Here is a 22,196-nt window from a genome sequence, read left to right on the forward strand (position 1 = left end):
GGCCCTGCGATGCGTTGTCCTAATTGCAAAGGGAAGGATATTGGAAAAATTGGTACAAATCAATATTATTGCTGGCATTGTTTTATTGAATTAACTATCGTGAACGGGCGATTTTCACTACACCAAGTTGAAGAAGACGGGAGCTTAAGCTCACTTGATGATCTTTTTGAGGATGAGGATATGAGCGTGGAAAGCAGCTAACAATCGTTCGTACATTAAGTGTTAGAGGGGAAGTAGTTTGACCAAAAGTCAAAGGAAGACACTCTATAATTGGTGGTGAATGAAATGCGTACAACAACATTATTAGCGATCGGATTAGGGGCCGCTGCTGTTACAATGATGGATCCAAAACGTCGCAAAAGAATGATGCGAATGATGGAACCAATGACGAACAACATTGAAATGGCAGAAATGATGCCTTCGAAGCGTACAATTCAAAAAATTCAAAAACGTATGATGCGTACATTTTCTTAAATGAAAGAAGCTCCTAGTCAAGGCTAGGGGCTTTTTTAGTTAAGAGTGTAAAGTTATATCTTATAAAAAAATAAATGTATAAACAGATTTCTGAGCTATGTTATCCACTAAACGTAAATGGCGATTTCTTATAAACAATTCTCCGAAGCTTTTGCTTTTAACACTATAAACTTTAAACTTTAAACTCAAATTATAATTTAGCAGTTCTTGTAAATAATAACATTAGCTTGGATAACTATGGGGTGAGTTTTTTGGAACCATTACCAATAAAATGGCTTATTCGATTTGTAAGTCTCTTAGTGTTATTTTTGTGCGGCTACGTTTTTTTACTACTTGCTCCAATCTGGGAACCAATTTTAACCGTCACTATTAGAGTTGCAACCCCGTTTATCATTGCTGGGGTTATCACTTACTTATTGCATCCAATTGTCGAGCAATTGAAGAATATGGGGCTACCAAGACCAATTTCGATCCTCTTAATTTACGTTGTATTCATGTTTGTATTTGCTTCTTTGTTAATGAAGGGAACTCCTTACATTATTGAAGAACTTAAGGATTTAGTTGAAAATATACCTAATTTCATCAACATCTATCGTGATTTGGTTAGTGATTTCTATAAGCAGACGTCTATGATGCCTGACGGGTTTCGAGTGAAAGCAGAAGGATGGTTAACGAATATAGAAGGAGTAGCGGCTGATGGTGTTGTCGGTACTGTTGAAACTCTAGGTGGATTAGTAGATTATTTATTAATGATTATTATTATTCCCTTCCTGGTTTTCTATCTTTTAAAAGATTTTAATTTACTCGAGAAAACAGCTTGGTATTTAACGCCTCGTAAATGGAGAGGTTCAGGGAGAGAGTTGTTAAGGAATATTAATGTGTCATTAGGTAACTACATTAGGGGGCAATTGATAGTCTGTTTAGCAGTAGCAATTATCGCTTCATTGGGACTTTGGCTAATCGGGATGCCTTATGCAGTAATTCTGGGTATTTTCATTGGTATCACTAATATCATTCCTTATTTTGGCCCTATTATAGGTGCAGTCCCAGTAGCAATTATTGCGTTTACGGAATCGTTTCAACTAGTTTTACTAGGATTAATGGTTAATTTCGGTCTACAGATGATCGAGGGAAACATTTTATCCCCTTTAATTGTAGGGAAAAGCTTACATATGCACCCAATTTTAATTATGTTAGCTTTAATTGTTGGTGGAGAAGTTGGAGGGATCATTGGACTTATTTTGGCTGTACCAATTTTGGCGGTCATTAAAGTTTTATTATCCATGTTCGTGAGGCTCTGCAAGAAAAACACGAAAAAGCAGCAAAAATGTAACTCGGAAAAAATGGGATCATAAAATTGCAGGAATGGCATGATATTGACAAAGAGTTTTCCGATAACTATAATGACCTTAACAAGCTAAAATATTGAAAACTTGATGAAGGAACCCTTTATTAAAGACCATCTAAATAAGGTTTATGTAAGAATGTTTGCTTACAAGATCCTAACGCAGAGAAGAATTTCCATGGCTGAGAGAAATTCTAGATGAAGGTTAATAAAAAGCTACTCCTGAAAGCAGGCCAAAACCTGCCGGCTAAAAACCGTTATTTATGATTTAAGGTGATGAACAGATTTCTTCGTTCATAACTAGGGTGGTACCGCGTGAGTTCAGCTCTCGTCCCTGTTTGGGATGAGGGCTTTTTTCTATTCAAATTTAAAATGTAGAATGTAGAATTTAAAATGTTTTCTTAATGCTTCGAAGCTCTACATAAAAAAATTCTGCATTTTACATTCTGAATTCTACATTTAAAAAGGGAGGAATTAAAAATGAAGCGATTAACTTCAGTTGAAGTTAGACAAATGTTTTTAGATTTTTTTAAAGAAAAGGGACATGCTATTGAGCCCAGTGCATCACTTGTACCTCATGAAGACCCGTCATTACTTTGGATTAATAGTGGCGTGGCAACCTTGAAGAAGTATTTTGATGGACGAGTTATTCCTGAAAACCCAAGGATTACGAATGCTCAAAAGTCGATAAGGACAAATGATATTGAGAATGTCGGAAAAACGGCACGACATCATACGTTTTTTGAAATGCTTGGTAACTTTTCAATTGGGGATTACTTTAAAAAAGAGTCGATTGAGTGGGCTTGGGAATTCCTAACAAGTGACGAATGGATTGGTTTTGATCCAAATAAATTATCTGTAACTATTCATCCTGAAGATCATGAAGCCTTTGAGATTTGGAGTAAAGAGATTGGAATTCCTGAAGACAGAATTATTCGTTTAGAAGGAAACTTTTGGGATATTGGTGAGGGTCCAAGTGGTCCAAATACGGAAATTTTTTACGATCGTGGTGAAGGGTATGGTAATGATGAAAATGATCCTGAACTTTTTCCTGGTGGAGAGAATGAGCGATATTTAGAGGTTTGGAATCTTGTGTTCTCACAATTTAATCATAATCCAGATGGAACTTATACACCACTTCCAAAGAAAAACATTGATACTGGAATGGGACTTGAAAGAATGGTTTCGGTTGTACAGGACGTGCCAACAAACTTTGATACAGACCTTTTTGTTCCAATTATTAAAGCGACTGAACAAATATCAGGAGTTTCGTATGGGGAAACAAAGGAAACCGATGTATCATTTAAAGTGATCGCTGACCATGTTCGTACAGTAAGTTTCGCTATTGCTGATGGGGCTCTTCCATCAAACGAAGGTAGAGGTTATGTGCTCAGACGTTTACTCCGTAGAGCAGTGCGTTATGCAAAGTTAATTAACATTGATCGCCCGTTTATGTATGAGCTAGTCCCTGTTGTTGGCGAAATCATGGTTGATTTCTATCCAGAAGTAAAAGATAAAACTGAATTCGTTCAAAAAGTCATTAAAAATGAAGAAGAACGATTCCACGAAACGTTAAATGAAGGATTAACAATTCTAGCAAAGGTAATTGAACAAGCCAAAAGTGCAAATGAACAAGTGATTTCTGGTGAGAATGTCTTTAGATTATATGACACTTACGGTTTCCCAGTAGATTTAACTGAAGAATATGTAGAGGAAGCTGGACTTACAATCGATCGAACAGGCTTTGAGGTAGAGATGGGGAAGCAAAGAGAAAGAGCTCGTGCAGCTCGTCAAACGGATAACTCAATGCAAACTCAAGACAGTGTTTTAGGAGAACTTAAGGTTGAAAGTGAGTTTGTCGGTTATGAAAATCTTTCCGCAGATTCAGTAATTGAAGTAATCATTAGAGATAAAGAGCTTGTGAAAGAAGCTAGCGCTGGTGATGTAATTAAAGTGATTGTTGATAAAACACCATTTTATGCTGAAAGTGGTGGGCAGGTTGCTGATAAAGGGTCTATGAGAGCAAGTGGAGTTTACCTTAAGGTAGAGGACGTTCAAAAAGCTCCGAATGGGCAAAATTTGCACTCTGTTCGTGTAATTGAGGGGTCAATCTCAGTTGGAACGAAGGTAATTTCAGTCGTGGAAGAAACTGAACGTATTGGTACTGTCAAAAACCATACAGCTACACATATTTTGCATAGGGCCTTAAAAGATACTCTTGGTGAACACGTAAATCAGGCAGGTTCTTTAGTTTCAGAGAATAGACTTCGTTTTGATTTTTCTCATTTTGGACAGGTAACTCCTGAAGAATTAGCAAAAGTTGAGTCGATCGTTAATCAAAAAATTTGGGATGCTATTACAGTTGAAATCTCTAACAAAAATATCGAAGAAGCTAAAGCTATGGGTGCTATGGCTTTATTCGGTGAAAAATACGGTGAAGTTGTTCGTGTAGTTCAAGTTGGAGAGTATAGTTTAGAGCTTTGTGGTGGCTGTCACGTGAAGAATACAGCAGAAATTGGTCTATTTAAAATTGTTTCTGAATCAGGAATTGGTGCTGGGATCCGCCGTATCGAAGCTGTGACAGGAAAAGGTGCATATGAGCACATGAATTCGCAAGTCGATCTACTAAAAGAGGCAGCGACTTTAGTAAAAGCTAACTTAAAAGACGTACCAGATAAAGTAGAACAGCTTCAACTACAACTTCGTAAGTTACAACGAGAAAATGAATCATTAGCTGCAAAGCTAGGAAATATGGAAGCAGGAGGGTTGATCGAAAACGTTAATAAAATAAATGACGTATCGGTTATTGCTCAAAAGGTAAATGTAGCTGACATGGATAGCATTCGCAGTTTAGTCGATACATTAAAAAATAAATTAGGTTCAGGTATTGTTGTATTAGGTGCTGTCAATAATGGGAAGGTAAATATCGTTGCAGGTGTAACGAATGATTTAATCAAAAAAGGGTATCATGCTGGAAATATTGTTAAAGAAGTTGCCACACGTTGCGGCGGCGGCGGTGGCGGTCGACCTGATATGGCCCAAGCAGGTGGGAAAAATCCAGATCAGCTTCAAGAAGCTCTAGATTTTGTTCCAGAATTTCTGAAAACAATTTCCTAAATAATTCATGTTAGTGTACAATATGGATAACAGGTTACATGTCCATTCATTTAGTGGAATGTAAATCAATTGTGCATTGTAGGAAAAGAGGTGTTTGTGATGAGTTCAATGGATAACACAATGAAATTTAATTTCCAAGATGACTCAGAAGATACGAATGTTCAAGAAGTACTTCTAACTGTATACGAGGCATTGGAAGAAAAGGGCTACAATCCAATTAACCAAATTGTAGGTTATTTATTGTCAGGAGACCCTGCGTACATTCCTAGACACAAAGATGCAAGATCATTAATTCGTAAGCTTGAGAGAGATGAATTAATCGAAGAATTAGTGAAATCGTATTTATCACAGCACCAAGAGGAGTAATATGAGAACATTAGGATTAGATGTAGGTACGAAAACGATTGGTGTAGCAGCTAGTGATGAATTAGGTTGGACAGCTCAAGGTGTTGAAACAATTAGGCGCGATAGTGAAAATCCAGATAATGATTGGGAAAAGTTAAGCAAACTGATTAAAGAACTTGATATTGTTAAAGTAGTAGTCGGCTTACCCAAAAACATGAATGGAACGATTGGCCCAAGTGGGGAAGCATGTCAGCAATTTGCTGAAGAGGTTAAACAACGCTTTCAATTACCAGTCATTCTATGGGATGAACGTTTAACAACTGTTGCAGCTGAAAAAATGTTGATTGCTGCTGATATGAGCCGTAAAAAGCGAAAGAAGGTTATCGATAAGATGGCCGCAGTAATGATATTACAAGGGTATTTAGACTCAACATCATAATGTAATACGAATGCAAACTAAGAAATATGGAAATATTAACTTATGAGTATTTTAAGCATTTTGATATATAAAAATAATGGGGTGTTATTATGGAAACAACTGAAAGAGAACGTATTGTTATTCCAGACGAAAATGGCGATGAGCATTTATTTGATGTATTATTTACATTTGACGTAGATGAAACTGGTAAATCTTACATGGTATTAGTTGACGCTGGTGATGCTGAAAGCGATGATGAAGAAATGGAAGTACATGCTTTTCGCTATGAAGAAACAGGCGAAGGTGACGATGATTTACAACTTTTCCCGATCGAAACAGACGAGGAATGGGACATTGTTGAAGAAATGCTCAACACATTCCAAGAAGGCGAAGACGACGAAGAGTAGAAAAAAGGCTGTTCTCTTAGGAGAATGGCCTTTTTTTTGCGTTTGATTTTATAGCTTGCGAAAAAATTCTACATTTTCCACTGCATTTCTACATATATAATGAAATTTTGAGGAGATATAGTATAATAGGAGTGTTGTACTTTTTATCGTGCAAATGGAATTTTCTAAATTAATCACTTATACCATTGTGAGGAGGGAGGAAAACATGGCTTCAAACGATAAACAAAAAGCGAAACAAGAAATAAAAAAACAATTGTTACGAGAACGTCAAGAAGAAGCAAGTATTGTTAGAAAAATTGTAGCAGTATGTTTATTGTTACTTATTATAGCTTTTGCTGTAACTGGAGCTTCTGCCTATTATTACATTGAAGGTGCTCTTAGCCCCGTTGATGAAACGAATGAAGAACTAATTGATATTCACATACCTATTGGCTCCACAAGTACCAGAATTGGTAATATCCTAGAAGAAAATGAATTGATTAGTAACGCTAGTTTTTTCCGTTATTATATTCGTTATAAAAATGAGTCTGGATTCCAAGCTGGCGATTACAAATTGTCACAAAGTATGAATTTAGATGAAATTATCGCTGAATTAAAAGAGGGGAAAATTCTTCAGGATTATAAGTTATCCTTTACAATTCCTGAGGGTAGATGGCTTGAAAGTATTTTAAAGACCATTTCTGACAACACTAGTCATGCAGAAGAAGAATTAATTGAAAAAGTCACGGATCGAGAATATCTTGAAAACTTAATTGCTCGGTACTCCATTTTATCGGAGGATATATTAGATGAGCGATTAAGGTGGCCATTAGAAGGTTATTTATTCCCAGCTAGATATGATTTTATCGAAGAAAATCCTTCAATTGAAACAATTATTGAAGCAATGCTCGCGCGAACAGAACAAGTGATTAGCAAGTATTCTGGAAACCTTGAAGAAACTGAATATTCGACCCATGAAATTCTAGCTTTGGCTTCAATCATTGAGGGTGAAGCACAAAAGCAGGAAGATCGTTATACAATCTCAGGCGTGTTATACAATCGTTTAAAGATAAATATGGCTCTTCAAGTTGATCCATCTATTGCTTATGCGCATGGTCAGCATTTCTCAAGAACATTGTACGAGCATCTAGATATTGATTCACCTTATAATACCTATCGTTATCCTGGGATTCCGATTGGTCCTATAAATAATCCGGGCGAGTTTTCTATTAAAGCTGCCCTTCAACCTGAGGAACACAAATATCTTTATTTTTATGCTGATAGTCAAGGTGATGTACATTATAGTGAAACATTTCAGCAGCACCAAGAAGTCTTACGTAAGTATCGTGATTAATAGGAGAACTTAGCTAGGTTCTTTCTTTAAAACATTTGTTAGTCCGAACTAACAAATAGATCTTATTTCGAAAGTTCACTTTCCTTAAACCAAATGTTTATCTACCAGTTGGTGAAAGTGAGCTTTTTCTTTGGATCTAGCCAGGGGAAAAGTACACTTTTTCCTAGTGCGCTTCTGCTTTTCAATGTCTAGCATAAGCGCCTAGCTCCTCGGGGTCAAATAACCTGGAAGAAATAAAAGTGGAGAGCGCACTTTTAATCTGCTAGAACATTTGCCTGTCGGAGCTAATCAGGCGCTTCTGCTTTTCAATGTCTAGCATCAGCGCCTAGCTCCTCGGGGTCAAATAACCTGGCAGAAATAAAAGTGGAGAGCGCACTTTTAATCTGCCAGAACATTTGCCTGTCGGAGCTAATCAGGCGCTTCTGCTTTTCTTAGAGAGTGTGATATATTCGCATTCTCTTTCTGTTTATGTTACAATAAATCGTTCTTTTTAGAATTTGTCTATTTTAATAAAGCTTGTTCCTTTCGTAAAAAATCCCAAAAACCGGATTTTTACACAAAATACTATGATATCACTACTTATTAGTAAGTATTGCTCTTTTCTTACTAAACTTATTGGGTGATATCTATTCATCTAAGGAATTTTTCAATTATCTTAGGTTAAAAAGCAACATGTTTTTTTGTGCGACGAGTAACCGCAGGAGCAATGTTTTAGAAAAGAGCTTAGAATTTAAATAAGGAGGCTTTCTAGTGGTCTCAGAGCAAGTAAATGCTTATATTAGTTCTTTAATTAAAGCAAGAAACCCATTACTAACAGAAATGGAACAATATGCACGGGAGCATGAAGTCCCGATTATGGATATTGTGAGTATCGAAGCAATGTTACAAATCCTTTCATTTGCTGGAACGAAGAAGGTATTAGAAGTTGGCACTGCTATCGGTTATTCCGCGATGCGAGTTGCAGAGAGACTTCCTCATTGTAAAATCGTATCAATTGAAAGAGACGAAGATAGGTATAATAAAGCACGAGACTATATCAAGAGAGCAAATCTTGAAAATCGTGTTACCCTTATCTTTGGTGATGCCCTCGAAGTAGGGAGTGAAATTGAACAGTTTGGTATGTTCGACTGTTTATTTATAGATGCTGCAAAAGGTCAATATAAACGTTTTTTTGAATTATATAGTCCTCTTGTCCAACCCAATGGTCTTGTCGTCAGTGATAATGTGCTTTATAAAGGTATTGTTGCCCATGAAGGCAAAATCGCAAAAGGTATTCGGACAATGGTAACTAATTTAAAGAGTTACAATGAAATGTTAATGGCAAATGAGCAATTTGAAACAACCTTTTATCCAATTGGGGATGGAATGGCTATTAGCAAAAAAATAGGTGGTGTAGAATTATGAACAAACCTGAAATACTTGTCACACCGACAAAGGTAGAAGACATTGACAGATTAATCAAAGCAGGAGCTACAGCCTTTATCATCGGTGAAGAGAAATTTGGTCTACGTCTTGCAGGTGAATTTACAAGAGATGATATTAAGGAAGCTGTTAAGATTGCACATAGTTCTGGTGCAAAGATCTATGTTGCAATGAATGCGCTGTTCCATAATGATAAATTGGAATTATTGCCGGATTATATTTCATTTTTAGCGGAAAATGGTGTAGATGCGATTGTTTTTGGAGATCCTGCGGTATTAATGGTTGCTAGAGAAGTTGCTCCTCAAATGAAGCTTCATTGGAATACAGAGACAACTGCAACTAATTATTACACGGCTAATTATTGGGGACGAAAAGGTGCTAAGCGTGCAGTAATGGCTAGGGAAATTAATATGGAGGCAATCGTCGAAACAAAGGAAAATGCGGAAGTGGAAATTGAGGTTCAGGTCCATGGGATGACTTGTATGTTCCAATCAAAGCGAACGTTAATTGGAAACTACATGGAGTTTCAAGGGAAGGACTTAGTGGTTGAGGGACGTAGTAAAGACCGTACATTGGTTTTACATGATCCGGAGCGTGAGGCGAAGTACCCTATCTTTGAAGATGAAAATGGGACACATATTATGAGTCCAAATGACATTTGTATCATTGACGAGTTAGAAGATATGCTTGATGCTGGAGTAGATTCATTTAAGATTGATGGAATTTTAAAATCCGTTGATTATTTAGAAAAAGTAACAGCATTGTATAAAGAGGCAATCGAGCTTTACTTAGAGGATCCAGATGCATATCAGGATAAGAAATTTCATTTTTTACAAGAAGCAGAAAAAGTACAACCAAGAAATCGAAAACTAGATACTGGATTTTTCTTTAAAGAAACTGTTTATTAAGGAGGGGTGTTTACCATGGAAAAAATATCAACTGTCACTCCAGAAGGAAAACGTGTCATTACTAAAAAGCCTGAGTTATTAGCCCCTGCTGGTAGTTTAGAAAAATTAAAAATAGCTGTTCACTACGGTGCCGATGCAGTATTCATTGGTGGTCAAGAATTTGGACTTCGTTCGAATGCTGATAACTTTTCGATTGAAGAGATGCGTGAAGGTGTAGAGTTTGCGAATAAGTATGGTGCAAAAATTTATGTGACTACAAATATCTTTGCTCATAACGAGAATATGGATGGACTAGAGGAATATTTGCAAGATCTTCAGGATGTAGGGGTTGCTGGGATTATAGTCGCTGACCCGTTAATTATTGAAACATGTAAGCGGGTGGCACCTAAAGTTGAAGTACACTTAAGTACACAACAATCACTTACCAATTGGCAGGCAATTAAGTTCTGGAAAGAAGAAGGACTTCACCGTGTCGTTTTAGCTCGCGAAGTAGGAATAGAAGAAATGTTAGAAATGAAACGAAACGTAGATATCGAGATAGAAACGTTTATTCATGGTGCTATGTGTATATCTTATTCAGGAAGATGCGTTCTAAGTAACCATATGACTGCACGCGACTCAAATAGAGGTGGATGCTGTCAGTCATGTCGTTGGGATTATGATCTTACGAACAAAATGAACAAGACGAATTCAATGAAAGTCCTTTATTTTCAGAACAGGATCTACCATTTTCAATGAGTCCTAAAGACCTTAACTTGCTAGCTGGAATTCCAAAGGTAATTGAAGCTGGGATTGACAGTTTAAAAATTGAAGGTAGAATGAAATCGATCCATTATGTAGCTACGGTTACATCTGTGTACAGAAAAGTAATTGATGCTTATTGTGCCGATCCCGATAATTTCACCTTAGATCCTAAGTGGGTTGAAGAATTGGACAAATGTGCAAACCGTGATACAGCTTCTTCGTTCTTTGAAAACGAACCGACATATAAGGAGCAATTGTTTGGAAGAGTTGATGGCAAAAAAACACCTTATGATTTTGCCGGTCTTGTCCTAGAGTATGATCAAGAAACAAAAATTGTTACTTTACAACAACGAAATTACTTTAAACCAGGTGACAAAGTTGAGTTCTTCGGTCCAGAAATTGATAACTTTACAGTCACAGTTGGAACGATCTGGGATGCGAAAACTGGTGAAGAAATGGATGCAGCTAGACATCCACTACAAATTGTAAAATTTCAAGTGGATAAACCACTTTTCCCTAATAATATGATGCGTAAAGGAGTACTATAATGACAAAAAAACCCGTTGTTATAGGTGTTGCGGGAGGAACAGGCTCAGGAAAAACAACGGTGGCCAGAGAAATCTATCGTAACTTTAAAGAAAAATCTATATTAATGATCGAACAAGATGCATACTATAAGAATCAAAGTCATAAAACAATGGAAGAAAGGATTTTAACAAATTACGATCATCCATTGGCTTTTGACAATGATCTTCTACTAGAACATTTACAAAAGTTGCTTAACTATAATAAAATTGAAAAGCCAATATATGACTATGCAAATCATACAAGAGCCGAGGAAGTATCGATTGTGGAACCTCAGGACGTCATCATTTTAGAAGGTATTTTAATTCTAGAGGATAAACGTCTTCGTGACTTAATGGATATTAAACTTTTGTTGATACTGATGCAGATATAAGGATTATCCGCAGACTTGTTCGTGATATTGAAGAACGTGGCCGAACGTTGGACTCTGTTATTACACAGTACACAACGATCGTTCGTCCAATGCACCTTCAATTTATCGAGCCAACCAAGCGTTATGCGGATGTTATTATCCCTGAAGGTGGACAAAATCTTGTTGCAATTGATCTAATGGTAACAAAAATTAGAACAATCCTTGAAGAAAAGGAAATTTTGTAATAGCATAGAGAATAGGGTTTTTAATTTTTACCTTTTCAGCTAATTATTTCATAAGTTGTAATGAAAAGCTTGTGCATTTCACGTCACAGTGAAATGCTAAGCTTTTCTGTATACATATAGTTGGCAGATTTATCATTAATTTTTAGCTCTTCATTATTGAAAACCTTACCAAAATGAATGAAAGTACAATATTTACCGAATAGTAACGTAAATTGTAGACAACTTTAAGGAGTGAATGAACAAAATGAGTGAAGACAAAAAGTTTTATATGACATTGGATGGAAAAGCAAAATTAGAGCAAGAGTTAGAATTTTTGAAAAGTGAAAAAAGAAAAGAAGTTGTAGAGCGCATCAAAATTGCACGTTCTTTTGGGGATCTTTCTGAGAACTCCGAGTACGATTCAGCAAAAGAAGAGCAAGCATTTGTCGAAGGGCGTATTGTGACTATTGAAAAAATGATTCGTAATGCAGTAATTATTAAAGAGGATGAAACGGATTCTTCTGTTGTCTCCTTAGGAAAGTCAGTAAAATTTAAGGAACTTCCTGATGGTGACGAAGAAGTTTATACAATTGTAGGAAGCGCAGAAAGCGATCCATATGAAGGGAAAATTTCTAATGACTCACCTATGGCACAAAGTCTACTTGGAAAAACCGTTGGAGATAAAGTAACTGTCCAAACACCTGGTGGCGAAATGAAAGTAGAAATTTTAGAAATTAAATAAGGACTTATTTTTCGAATAAGGTTATTTTCTCAAATTTATTGAATTACTGTCCATAAAGCCACAATATTTGCAAAAAGAGCCTAGTTTAAAGAATAGATGCCCAACTTCTACCTAAGTAGTGGTTGGGCGTTTTTTTTTGAATGGAAAGCATAACCATTTTAGTACTATAAACCTAGCTCCAGACGCAATCTGCTCATAACGATTTCAAAACCCAAAACTCAAAACTCAAAACTCAAAACTCAAAACTCAAAACTCTATACATACACTAAATGAATAAACTTCCATGAATAAGTAACAATGTTAATGGGAGGTGATGGTATGATTGTTCATAAACGAATTGTTGGTATGCTGGTTCTATTTAATGTCTTGTTGCTGGTATTTATCTTTAGGTTAGCTTATGTTCAATTGGTAGGGACCCATCATATCTCGAAGTATGATGTTGATTTAGTGGAAGAAAGTATTAAACAACGTACGAAAAAGTTTATTCTACATTCTGGTCGTGGTTATTTCACTGATCGTCATGGTGAGTCCTTACATATGGATTACTACCCTAGTTTGATTTTGTTCCCGTTTTTAAAAGAGCAACAATGGCCAGCCACTCAACTGGCTAACATACTTAATATTAATCCATTAACAATGATTGAAGCCGTTGAAATGGCAAATGAGCCTATCGTTTTTGAAGTACATGGAAAACGGCGGAAATTAACTATTGAAGAAATGAAGAAAATAAATGAGTTAAAAATTCCAGGAGTCTATGCTCATTACGTTCAAGAACGTGTTGAAAACATTGCCCCCCATTTAATAGGTGTTGTCGGTGAAAATGTTGAAGAAGTGAAACGTAGGTACGGGACACAAGTAGAAAATGGGACTATATCAATCCATTCAGAAATTGGCGTTTCCGGAATGGAACGTTCTTTCGATCCTTTTTTAATCTCACAAGGACATTCGGCATTATCTTATTTTGTTGACAATTTAAATAGACCCCTATTCGGCTTTGATGTACGGTATTCTGCTCCAGCTGATCCATATCACCCAACAGAGGTAGTAACTACTATTGATAAGGAAATACAAACTTATGTAACAAACGTATTAAAGGAAGAAGGTTTTACTAGTGGAGGAGCAGTAATTCTTGATGCGAAAACAAATGACCTGCTGTCACTCGTCAGTTTTCCTACATTTAACGTTCATTTTCCCTTTGACCAAGGAGCGAAAAATCAAATGGTAACAGCCAATACGCCTGGTTCAATTTTTAAAATTGTTGTTGCTGCGGCCGCTATTGATTTAAATCTTGTTACTAAATTTGATTTATTTGATTGTAGCAAAAACATGTATGGGGACAAAGAAGATGTAAGACAATTAGGCAAGCTGACGTTCCAAGAGAGCTTTTCCCAGAGCTGTAATTACACGTTTACATTATTAGCTAATGAGTTACTAAAGAAGGATAAAGATATTTTAGAAACATATGCAAAAAAATTGGGGCTAGTGGATAAAGTAGGGTGGATCGGAGATGTCTACCGTTTGGAGGATATTGCCCATTTTCCTGAGGAAGAGGTAGGAACAATTATCATTGACGATGCAGACATCGGTGATAGTTACGCTATCGCCCAAACAGCAATCGGACAAAAAAATGTGCGACTAACTCCTCTCGCAGTAGCGAATATGTTAGCTACAATTGCCCGTGGTGGAGAGAAAAAGCAAGTTCGTAGTGCTTCAAAGATTAAATATGAAAATGGAACAACAGTAGTGGAGTTCCCTAGCCAATCGCTAGAAAGCGATGAACAAATCTCTTCTTATACAGCGATGCGCCTACAAGAGCTGCTTCGGTCAGTTGTGAAATTAGAAAAAGGAACAGCTTACTCATCTCTACAAAAATCTCCATACTCTGTAGCGGGAAAAACGGGAACGGCTCAAAAAGGTTTGAATAATGAGGAACATAGTCATTGGTTTGCTGGTTATTTTCCAGCTAACAATCCAAAGTATGTTATGGTTATCGTTGATCTAGATCACCAGAGTGGAACAATCAAAACGATGAAGGCGTATGAGAAGATCGTTCAATTTCTCTTTAATTATGAAAATAAAAATAAAACACTTCATTCGCGTGAATTTCATAATTACCTTAATCAAGCTACAGATAGAACTTAATAGCCAAAAATAATGAATTATGAAGTTTATTAAATCATAAAAAATATTTTTTTCTCTTCTATTTATCGAAAAGATTGTAATATTTGATTATAATGGAGACTAGTAGTTAACATAGGAGGGATTAAAGTGAACGATCATTTTTATGGAGCTCGGAGTCAGAAACGGAAACGAAAGAGAGCGGATAAAATCTTAAATATCTCAATAGGTGTCGTTATTTTTCTCATTTTGTTAATTGGTGGTCAGCTACTTATTGGTGGGAAATCCGCAGATCCAGTGGTTAGCGATAAACTTGTAGACCCTGAAACTAAAGGGGAAAATACTGAAACAGAATTAGATACTGAAGACCTGTCTACAGATGACTCAGAGGAAGCTGAGGAAACAGAAGAAACTGATCATGGTTCAGGTACTTCTGAGCAACCATCTTCAGGAGAAGAGCCAGAAACGACAACTGAAGAAGAAGCCACGACTCTTTCTACCGGTCAATGGGCACCGATTGGAACGGTTCAGCAAGAACCATTTGCTGCTGTTTATGAAAAGGATCATGTAAACTGGGAAGAGATGATTAGAGCATTTCAAGTAGCAACCGGTTTAGGGGATAACATGATATTATGGAGAGTTAAAAATGGTGGAGACCACCAAAGTGCCTTCGGTTACGTTTCTGATTCTGAAAATAGTAATACTCCTTTTAGAGTAAGAATTGAGTGGGTGACCAATGAAGGTTGGATGCCTGTAAGTGTAGAGCTATTAAATGAAAATCCTTACAAATAAAAATTAACTTAAAATAATAGAGAAAAAGCATCTTGGAAAGGAAATAGTATTTATGAGAATTGGAATTATTGGCGCAATGGATGAAGAAGTAGAACTATTAATAGAAAAACTTGAAAACAAAAAAGAGGAAACAATTGCTGGGTCTGAGTTCTACATAGGGACTTTAAATGGAATGGATGTAATACTGTTAAAATCAGGTATTGGTAAGGTTAATGCAGCCATCGGTACAACATTACTTATCGAAAAGTTTAAGCCAAACTACATCATAAATACAGGATCTGCAGGCGGTTTTGAGCAATCGTTAAAAGTAGGTGACATTGTTATTTCTTCAGAGGTTCGCTATAACGATGTAGATGCTACTGTTTTTGGCTATGAATTTGGTCAGGTACCAAGAATGCCAGCCTTTTATGAGCCAAGTGAAATGCTTGTCTCTGTAGCAGAAAAAAGCGCAGCAGAAGTAGGGGTTCACTCCGTAAAAGGATTAATCCTGTCTGGAGATTCGTTTATGAGCGATGAAAATAAGGTCTTTGAACTTAAAGAAAAGTTCGTTGATGCCTATTGTTCAGAAATGGAAGCTGGGGCCATTGCACAGGTTTGTTATCAATTTCAATGCCCATTTGTCATTATTCGTTCGTTAAGTGATATCGCAGGTAGTGATGCAAAAATGTCATACGATCAATTTCTAAAAACAGCATCAGTTAATTCAGCAAATCTCGTCTTATTAATGGTTGAACAATTGAAAAATTAATATTTCAAGAGGCTAACACAAATGTGTTGGCCTCTTTTTGGATTTATTTGCATTTAAACTCTAACTCTTATACATGTTATACTGATATAGTATTGAGTGGTAAAAAACGCTCAACTTTTTCATAGAGTTGGAGGTTATTAATATGGCAGATAAAACAACCAATGTTACTAAGATATTAGAGGATAAAATTGCAGACTATAAGCGCTTTGCATTTATTTTGTTAGCACTTACGATTTTTCTATTTCTTGGCTTAATTGTACCTAATGAAGGAGTTAGCCAAAATCAACAGTTAGTTTTAATAGGCTTGAGTATCAGCTCACTAATTCTTGCGGCAGTCTTTCATAAAAAAGCAATGAAATACAAGGAACAACTTTATAGTGAAGAAAACTAAAACCTCTACTTAGAATTGTAGAGGTTTCTTTGTTTCAACGAAATATTTAGGAAGGCGGTAAGACAATGTAATAAATACTGATATAAAAAATAAATGCCAATAAAACAGCTACATATGCCCGCCAAGGAACAAATTGTTGAGTTACCTCAACCACCTTAGAACAGATTAAATAAATCCATAATACTGCGACAATCATTGTTGTAAACATCAGTGGTGTCATTGGTGTCCCAACTTGAAGGGAAATGAAAGCCGGTAAAGCAATAACAGAAGGAATGAGTGCAAAAGTAGTATTTCGGTATAATACGCCCAACAAGCCTCGTCCACTTAAGCCTTTTGATCCAGCCCATAATAATAATGAAAGACCTACTTTTGTAATCAAAATCATTAGGATCCCAAAAAATAAAAACAGCCCTGGAACGATTGTTTGTCGTAAAATTGGAGTTTCAAATGAGGCAATTGTTTCACTATTTATTGAAATTGCGGTGTAGCCATAGACTAATCCTAATAAAACAGTGATACACATGCTTAGTAATTTCCAACTGCTTTTAGGTTCGGAAAGCTGCTGTATGGCTTCTTTGTCTAGTATGAGTGCTTTAAAAATTAAAATGACCTCTTTCATATTCCCCCTCCTAGTTATAACGAATTCTAAATAATAAGGTTAAATACATGAAGTGACACAAAAGCAATGGTAACAAAGGTTGCTCAAGGTCACTTCATGTTAAATTCTACCTTTAATTGTATCTGCATGTCTATACTTTTAATTACACTGCTCGATAAGATTGGCGGGCACCTCTTCTAACCTACTATTCGATTAGAAACGGAAGCAGTCGGTCTACGCTGAAACTAAATTGTTTCTTAATTAAAACTGCCATGGCATGATCGCCCAAATGGCTACTAATGCACAGACAAAAGTAATGATAAATGCTCCTAAACTACTGTTGTAACGCTTTGGATTAATATCAGTCCAGCCGTGAATTCTTTCAACAAGCTTGTTAATTTCGACTTTAGACGTTTCATCATTCAATGAAGGGATACGGTTAGTGATATAAGAGACAACAATTAAGATTACAAAACTAAGTGGGACAGCAAGCATTCCCCCAGATAATCCCATACTATCAGTTAACGCATGACCACTAACAACGATTTCTGGGAACACGAATGGAGAAACGACGACATAGAGAATTCCTCCAAAGAGAGAAGCTGCAATTGCGCCATAACGGTTGGCCTGCTTCCACCAAACTCCCATAATAATGAGTGGAGCATTCGTCGTACCAGCTAAACCAAAGGCCCAGAGAATACTTACGATTAAAAAGGCTGGTGGCTCTATAGCTAAAAGTACAGCTGCAATACCACCTAGGGCAATAGAAATATAGCCCAATCTTACTTTTGTTTTATTTGTTAAATTAGGCTTAAGTGTTGTTACGATGTCTTGAGAAATTAGAGCACCAATAGCTAGAAGGTTACCACTTAATGTAGATAAACCAGCAGAGATAGCCCCGGCAATAACTAAGGCCGTAACCCACTCTGGGTTATATACTAAATTTAAGATGATCGTTAATTTGTCTGTGTCTCCTGGAGCAATGAACGTACCATTAGCGGTCATTTCAAATACTCCAGCAAAGCCCATGGTATAAGTTGCTGAGAAAACCAATCCAAGTGCTAACGCGAACCAAATCATTGCCGAACGAGCGCTCTTTAAGCTTGATGCAGTATAAACACGCATCGCTAAGTGAGGTAATCCTAGAGATCCAATCGTAAGCGCCGGTATTAGAGCAACGTACCATTTAACAGAATATTGATAATCAAAGAAACCAGGTAAAGCTTCTAACATGGCTGGTACCATATCAGAGTAGAAAAGAGGTGGGAAAAACCAACCCGTACTTCCCATCGCCTTCATAATAGCCCCTAATGGAACGATAAACATTAAAGCAATAATAACCATCTGGATGGCAGCGTTATTCGTTGCACCACTCATTCCACCCATAGTTACATAACCGATGATTAGGATACCACCAACAATTAAACCAGTCATATAAGGAATTCCTAATAATGTTTCAAACGTAACCGCAACACCAATCATTTGTCCTAATGCATACATGATTGATACGAGGATCATCCAAAGGGCAGCAATTATTGATGCTGATTTGCCATAACGGTCTCTAATAAAGTGAGTTGGAGAGAATGCACCCATCCTACGTAAACTTACACCGTAAATGATCGTAATTAATGGAATAGCTAAAATAAATTGGATCCATAGCATAACAAATGGAGCTTGAAGACGTAATATAAGTGCCGTAACCCCTAAAAATGTTGCCAAACTCATGTAGGTAGAGGCCATTGCCAAGCCATTTGTGATCGGACCTACCCCACCTTTAGTGGCGTATAAATCTTGGACTGAAGAACTTGCACGGTTTGAAAGATAGGCAACAACGTAAAACAGGACGAACGTTAAAATAACTATGATAATACCAACTAGCGGATTACTTATTTGCCAAACTTGATCTTCCATTCTAGATTACCCCCTTTCCGCTTTGCTTTTCATTCTCTTGATTTTCTTTTTCAATAGCTTCATCAATGTGATTACCAATTTTTCCAGAAATGATAGTTAACCCAAGAACACCAAACCAACCAACTAGGATAGGAACAATGTACATAATTGGAAACCCGAATAAGTACCCTTCAACTGGAAAAAGTGAAAAGAATACACCTAAGTGACCCGAAATTACAAGAATCAATGACATAATAATGGTGAACCAAACTTCCTTTTTATAAGCGTCCATAAAAAAAATCCCCCTTTTAAAGTGAAATACTTCTGTTCCCATCTAGATTGGTACGTTAACTATGTCTACTTTGATTTTGTAATTGAGTAAAAGTATCGTTACGACGATTAGTGGAATCTGAGCGAGTGCTCAATCAAGATTAAAAAATAAAAGGTAAACTAAACAAGAACAGTAAAATTTAAAAATCTCCCCCCCTCTAGGCATAAAAAATTAAATACTCTTCTGATTTGAATTTACAATAAAAAGTAATCGTTTTCAAGGATAAATTTAGAAAATTTAAAATTTTTAAATTAATGAAAATAAGATTATTTTAGCGGTATACTTTCTAAGGATGAATTAGAGGTTGTAGGAGTTCTTATTCGGATTTATATTATTATATTGAAAGAACTGATTGATCAAAACTATCTGATAAAGTATATTAACAAAATGTTTAACATTTAATTAAATATCTTCCAATTTCTTTGGTAAAATAAGATAATGGTATCAGCTATAATAATTAAAAACTTAATCTAAAAGGAGTTTTCTTAAATGAAACTGAAAGTATTAACACCAATTTTTGCCGAAGCAGCTAGCAAGCTAGTGAATACGACAAGTAAGTATCCTGAAACCATCTTACTTAAAAAAGACCATTGGGTAATCGACGCAAAAAGTTTACTAGGAGTACTTGCAATTGCTTTACAGCCTGGTCAAGTTGTCGAATTTAGTACAGAAACAGACGCTGAAGAGCTTATCGCAGAATTAAAGGATTTAGGTCTATTTGAAAAGGCAGAATAAAAAGGATTGGTCTCCAAATACTTGGAGATCAATCTTTTTTTAAAAGATAAGAATGTATAAAATTTCAACGTAATAACTGTCTAGCTCCAAGACACATCAATGAAGTTACTTCATTGCAGTTTTTGCGACGAGTAAACGTAGTGACGCAGGAGCACCGCCCAGCCCCTCGAGGTCAAATAACCTTCGAGAATAAAAGTGAAAGAGCACACTTTTATTCTCGAAGAACATTTGCTAGTCGGGGCTTAACAGGGCGCTTGCGCTTTTCTTAGATCATTTTATTAATCCAATTCAGTAAATATAATCTAGCCGTTCAACTGTTCGTTCAGGTTCGCCACTACGAATTTATAGTTTGGAAACAGCAAGTGCTCTCTAAGATGGAAAGCTGTGCTTCTTTTAGGAAACCGTTTGCACAAAGTTAACATGATAGAGTATGATTGAACATATTGGCTATACTTTATATGTATAAAGGTAAGGGAGATGACTAAATAACTATGAAAAAAGCCTGGTGGAAAGAAAGTGTTGTATATCAAATTTATCCGCGCAGTTTTGCAGATAGCAATGGGGATGGGATTGGTGATTTAAGAGGTATTATTTCGAAACTTGACTATTTACATAAGCTTGGAATCGATGTGATATGGCTCTCTCCGGTTTATAAATCTCCAAATGATGACAATGGTTATGACATAAGTGACTATCAAGATATTATGGAAGAGTTCGGAACGATGTCTGACTGGGAAGAACTCTTAGACGAGGTTCATAGTCGTGGTATGAAGCTTATCATGGATTTAGTAGTGAATCATAGTTCAGATGAGCATAAGTGGTTTATAGAATCAAAAAAATCGAAGGATAATCCTTATCGTGATTACTACATTTGGCGTCCAGGCAAAGATGGTGAAGAGCCAAATAATTGGGCATCTGCATTTAGTGGCTCTGCTTGGCAATATGATGAAACAACAGATGAATACTTTCTACACCTATTTTCTAAAAAGCAACCAGACTTAAACTGGGAAAACCCGAAGCTGCGAGAAGAAATTTATCAGATGATGAATTGGTGGCTTGATAAAGGTATTGATGGCTTCAGAATGGATGTAATAAATTTCATCTCAAAAGTTGAGGGATTACCTAGTGCACCAGCTGACGCTGAGAAAAAATATGTTTCTGGTCACGAGTATTTTATGAATGGTCCACGAATTCATGAATTTTTACGTGAAATGCATGAAAAGACAACGGCAAATTATGATGTAATGACTGTTGGAGAAATGCCTGGGGTAACCCCTCGCCAAGCTAGATTGTACACAGATGAGAATACACGCGAAGTAAACATGGTCTTTCAATTTGAACATGTTGATTTAGATTCAGGTCCTGATGGAAAATGGGATCTTCGTCCTCTAAAACTACATGATCTCAAAGAGAATTTATCTGGATGGCAAAAGGGATTAGAAACTGTTGGGTGGAATAGTCTTTATTTTAATAATCATGATCAACCACGCATGGTTTCACGCTTTGGTAACGATAAGGAGTACCGAGTAGAATCGGCAAAAATGCTAGCCACTTTATTGCATATGATGAAGGGGACGCCCTATATTTACCAAGGTGAAGAAATGGGAATGACGAATATTCGCTTTGAGGATATCAAGCAATACAAAGATATTGAAACATTAAATATGTACAAAGAAAAACGTGAGCAAGGTGTTCCACATGAGAAAATTATGGAATCCATCTATGTTAAAGGTAGAGATAATGCAAGGACGCCAGTTCAGTGGGACAACAGTGAGCATGCCGGTTTTACAACAGGAACGCCATGGATAGAAGTCAATCCAAATTACAAAGAGATCAATGCAAAAGCTGTTGTTGAGGATAAAAATTCCATTTTCTACTACTATCAAAATTTAATTCGTCTCCGTAAACAACATGAAATAATCGTTTATGGCGGTTATGATTTGATTTTGGCAGATGATCCTGAAATCTTTGCTTATGTTAGGACTTTAGGCAAAGAAAAACTTGTTGTCATCTGTAACTTCTATGGCAATGAGCCAACATTTGAACTTCCTGATGACATTCATTTTACTACCAGTGAATTGGTTGTATCGAATTATCCTGAAAGCGTTGGCGATGTAAGCAATTTCTCTTTAAAGCCATATGAGGCTAGGGTTTATTTAATTAAATAAATGGTATGA

General features: G+C 36.4%; 20 protein-coding genes and 2 pseudogenes. 19 read left to right on the plus strand and 3 right to left on the minus strand.

Annotated features, from left to right (window positions below):
• The first annotated feature begins 9 nt into the window (after positions 1 to 9).
• From H1D32_RS19130 to H1D32_RS19210, 17 genes and pseudogenes are all read left to right on the plus strand, one after another.
• Complete coding sequence (locus tag H1D32_RS19130; protein WP_071317955.1) at positions 10 to 201, plus strand: hypothetical protein; 192 nt, start codon at positions 10 to 12, stop codon at positions 199 to 201.
• Positions 202 to 285: 84 nt separating this feature from the next.
• Positions 286 to 474: a hypothetical protein gene (locus tag H1D32_RS19135; protein WP_261179822.1), complete on the plus strand. Its 189-nt coding sequence runs from the start codon at positions 286 to 288 to the stop codon at positions 472 to 474.
• A gap of 251 nt (positions 475 to 725) precedes the next feature.
• A complete protein-coding gene (locus tag H1D32_RS19140) occupies positions 726 to 1,829 on the plus strand; it encodes an AI-2E family transporter (protein WP_261179823.1) in 1,104 nt (367 codons plus the stop codon).
• 470 nt (positions 1,830 to 2,299) lie between these two features.
• Entirely contained in the window at positions 2,300 to 4,936 is a 2,637-nt protein-coding gene (gene alaS / locus H1D32_RS19145) for an alanine--tRNA ligase (protein WP_261179824.1), read from the plus strand.
• Positions 4,937 to 5,035: 99 nt separating this feature from the next.
• Positions 5,036 to 5,302: an IreB family regulatory phosphoprotein gene (locus H1D32_RS19150; RefSeq protein WP_261179825.1), complete on the plus strand. Its 267-nt coding sequence runs from the start codon at positions 5,036 to 5,038 to the stop codon at positions 5,300 to 5,302.
• A gap of 1 nt (position 5,303) precedes the next feature.
• Positions 5,304 to 5,720 carry a Holliday junction resolvase RuvX gene (ruvX, locus tag H1D32_RS19155; RefSeq protein ID WP_261179826.1) on the plus strand — a complete coding sequence of 139 codons (417 nt, stop codon included), beginning with the start codon at positions 5,304 to 5,306 and terminating at the stop codon, positions 5,718 to 5,720.
• 89 nt (positions 5,721 to 5,809) lie between these two features.
• A complete protein-coding gene (locus H1D32_RS19160; protein ID WP_261179827.1) occupies positions 5,810 to 6,106 on the plus strand; it encodes a DUF1292 domain-containing protein in 297 nt (98 codons plus the stop codon).
• 205 nt (positions 6,107 to 6,311) lie between these two features.
• Complete coding sequence (gene mltG / locus H1D32_RS19165; protein ID WP_261179828.1) at positions 6,312 to 7,439, plus strand: endolytic transglycosylase MltG; 1,128 nt, start codon at positions 6,312 to 6,314, stop codon at positions 7,437 to 7,439.
• Between the two features lie 750 nt (positions 7,440 to 8,189).
• The gene (locus H1D32_RS19170; protein WP_261179829.1) at positions 8,190 to 8,843 is read left to right on the plus strand and encodes an O-methyltransferase; all 654 of its coding nucleotides are present in this window, start codon (positions 8,190 to 8,192) and stop codon (positions 8,841 to 8,843) included.
• The gene (locus tag H1D32_RS19175; protein ID WP_261179830.1) at positions 8,840 to 9,769 is read left to right on the plus strand and encodes a peptidase U32 family protein; all 930 of its coding nucleotides are present in this window, start codon (positions 8,840 to 8,842) and stop codon (positions 9,767 to 9,769) included. Before H1D32_RS19170 ends, H1D32_RS19175 begins: the two co-directional genes overlap by 4 nt.
• Positions 9,770 to 9,784: 15 nt before the next feature.
• Positions 9,785 to 11,061: pseudogene (locus H1D32_RS19180) on the plus strand (peptidase U32 family protein).
• Positions 11,061 to 11,695, plus strand: a pseudogene (udk, locus tag H1D32_RS19185) (uridine kinase). The pseudogenes H1D32_RS19180 and udk overlap by 1 nt, the downstream one beginning before the upstream one ends.
• A 244-nt stretch (positions 11,696 to 11,939) precedes the next feature.
• Positions 11,940 to 12,416: a transcription elongation factor GreA gene (gene greA / locus H1D32_RS19190; protein WP_261179831.1), complete on the plus strand. Its 477-nt coding sequence runs from the start codon at positions 11,940 to 11,942 to the stop codon at positions 12,414 to 12,416.
• Between the two features lie 318 nt (positions 12,417 to 12,734).
• A complete protein-coding gene (locus tag H1D32_RS19195) occupies positions 12,735 to 14,558 on the plus strand; it encodes a peptidoglycan D,D-transpeptidase FtsI family protein (protein ID WP_261179832.1) in 1,824 nt (607 codons plus the stop codon).
• Between the two features lie 126 nt (positions 14,559 to 14,684).
• Positions 14,685 to 15,326 carry a YrrS family protein gene (locus H1D32_RS19200; protein ID WP_261179833.1) on the plus strand — a complete coding sequence of 214 codons (642 nt, stop codon included), beginning with the start codon at positions 14,685 to 14,687 and terminating at the stop codon, positions 15,324 to 15,326.
• Positions 15,327 to 15,378: 52 nt separating this feature from the next.
• On the plus strand, positions 15,379 to 16,074 hold the full coding sequence (gene mtnN, locus H1D32_RS19205) for a 5'-methylthioadenosine/S-adenosylhomocysteine nucleosidase (protein ID WP_261179834.1): 696 nt from the start codon (positions 15,379 to 15,381) through the stop codon (positions 16,072 to 16,074).
• 142 nt (positions 16,075 to 16,216) lie between these two features.
• Positions 16,217 to 16,465: a YrhC family protein gene (locus tag H1D32_RS19210; RefSeq protein WP_261179835.1), complete on the plus strand. Its 249-nt coding sequence runs from the start codon at positions 16,217 to 16,219 to the stop codon at positions 16,463 to 16,465.
• A gap of 46 nt (positions 16,466 to 16,511) precedes the next feature.
• Here H1D32_RS19210 and H1D32_RS19215 read toward each other — a convergent pair whose 3' ends face one another.
• The 3 genes from H1D32_RS19215 to H1D32_RS19225 all read right to left on the minus strand — a co-directional run bounded on the left by H1D32_RS19215 (position 16,512) and on the right by H1D32_RS19225 (position 19,245).
• Positions 16,512 to 17,084 carry a YIP1 family protein gene (locus tag H1D32_RS19215; RefSeq protein WP_261179836.1) on the minus strand — a complete coding sequence of 191 codons (573 nt, stop codon included), beginning with the start codon at positions 17,082 to 17,084 and terminating at the stop codon, positions 16,512 to 16,514.
• 240 nt (positions 17,085 to 17,324) lie between these two features.
• On the minus strand, positions 17,325 to 18,974 hold the full coding sequence (locus H1D32_RS19220; protein WP_261179837.1) for a solute symporter family protein: 1,650 nt from the start codon (positions 18,972 to 18,974) through the stop codon (positions 17,325 to 17,327).
• 1 nt (position 18,975) lies between these two features.
• Positions 18,976 to 19,245: a hypothetical protein gene (locus tag H1D32_RS19225; RefSeq protein WP_261179838.1), complete on the minus strand. Its 270-nt coding sequence runs from the start codon at positions 19,243 to 19,245 to the stop codon at positions 18,976 to 18,978.
• 528 nt (positions 19,246 to 19,773) lie between these two features.
• Between H1D32_RS19225 and H1D32_RS19230 the strand changes: the two genes are divergently transcribed.
• Positions 19,774 to 20,019, plus strand: coding sequence for an HPr family phosphocarrier protein (locus H1D32_RS19230; RefSeq protein WP_261179839.1), 246 nt, complete (start codon positions 19,774 to 19,776; stop codon positions 20,017 to 20,019).
• Between the two features lie 491 nt (positions 20,020 to 20,510).
• Complete coding sequence (locus H1D32_RS19235) at positions 20,511 to 22,187, plus strand: glycoside hydrolase family 13 protein (RefSeq protein ID WP_261179840.1); 1,677 nt, start codon at positions 20,511 to 20,513, stop codon at positions 22,185 to 22,187.
• The last annotated feature ends 9 nt before the right edge of the window (positions 22,188 to 22,196 follow it).

The sequence above is a fragment of the Anaerobacillus sp. CMMVII genome (assembly GCF_025377685.1).
Lineage (GTDB): Bacteria > Bacillota > Bacilli > Bacillales > Anaerobacillaceae > Anaerobacillus.